Raw genomic sequence first — 1228 nt, 5'->3', positions numbered from 1 at the left:
GGCGGCGTGGTGGGTGAGCAGCTCGACGCGGTAGGTCAGCAGGCGCGCGTACTGGTCGGGGCGCAAAGGCTTTTCAGCGTTGATGTCGTGCAGGTGTTCTGCGGCGGCGGCGAGCAGATCAGCCGGGGGCCAGTCGCAGGCGGCCACCGCGGCGACCAGGGCCGGCCAGGCGTGGTCGGTGAGGATCGCTTCGGCGACAACGGTGCCGAACAGTCCGTGCAGCTGCGGGGTCCAGGCCGGTCGCAGGGTGGTGTCGGCGCGATCCAAAGAGGGCGGGGCCAGGGTGCCGGCCAGGCGCCACCACAGGGCGGCGGCGGGCATTTCGGACGGGAGTGGGCCGTGCGCGGCCAGGGCGTCGCGCAGCAGGGTGTCGATGTCGGCGCCGGCCTGGGCGGCGTCGTTGAGGTGGGTGGCCAGACGCGGCCAGAAGGGGTCGGCGGTGATGTTGCGGTCATACGTTTCGGCGAGCTGGCGCCAGCGCGGGGCGTCGGTGTTGGCGCGGGTCAGGGCGGCATCGAGGCGGGCATGGATCAGGTGCTGGAAGACTTTGGAGCGGTTGGGGTGTTGTTCGGGGCCGGTGATGCGGGTGTCGGCGGCGTCGACGCCGTGGGCGGCCCGGAAGACGGCGATTTCGGCCATCAGCGCGGTGGGCTGACCCAGCAGGGGGCGCGCCCACGCCGGGGCGCTGGCAGGCTCCCAACCGCGGGCGGTGGCGCGCACGGCGTCGGCGAGTTCGGTGACCAGTTCAGCGCGCGCGTGCAGGTAGGGTCCCCACTGGGGGTGGGTGTGCAGGGCGGTCGGTGTGGGGTTCAGCCAGCGCAGCGGGGCGGGTTGTGGCGCAGTGGTTTCGCCGCAGATGGGCAGGCGCCAGTCCAAGACGGCGGCGGGATCGATCACGTCACCGAGCGGGGTGACCGCGGCGTCGTGGAGGGCGGCGACGGGGTCGGCACCGCCCAGGGCGAGCAGGGCCAGGTTGCGGCGCAGCCCCGGCCACCCGGGGGCATCGGTGACGCGGGTCCCGAGGCCGGCGGCGGCGGCGTCGATGGCGGTCATGACGGTGACCCCGGCGTGGTGTTCGGCGCCGACGCAGAGCGCATCGGCGTACATCGCGGCCGCGCGGTGCAGGCGGGTGAACGGGTCGGAGTCGAGGGCGTCGGCGGTGTGGGCGGAGGTTTGGGCGCCGTCGCGGCCCAGGATGGTCGTTAGGACGTCGACAGCGGTGGGGGGG

1 pseudogene is annotated in these 1228 nt (G+C 74.1%); it reads right to left on the bottom strand.

Annotated features, from left to right (window positions below):
- Positions 1 to 1228 (bottom strand): annotated as a pseudogene (locus AO501_RS38090) (exonuclease V subunit alpha); the annotation flags it as partial.

This window comes from Mycobacterium gordonae, from assembly GCF_001417955.2.
Lineage (GTDB): Bacteria > Actinomycetota > Actinomycetes > Mycobacteriales > Mycobacteriaceae > Mycobacterium > Mycobacterium gordonae_B.
This window is presented reverse-complemented; position numbering and strand designations above follow the sequence as displayed.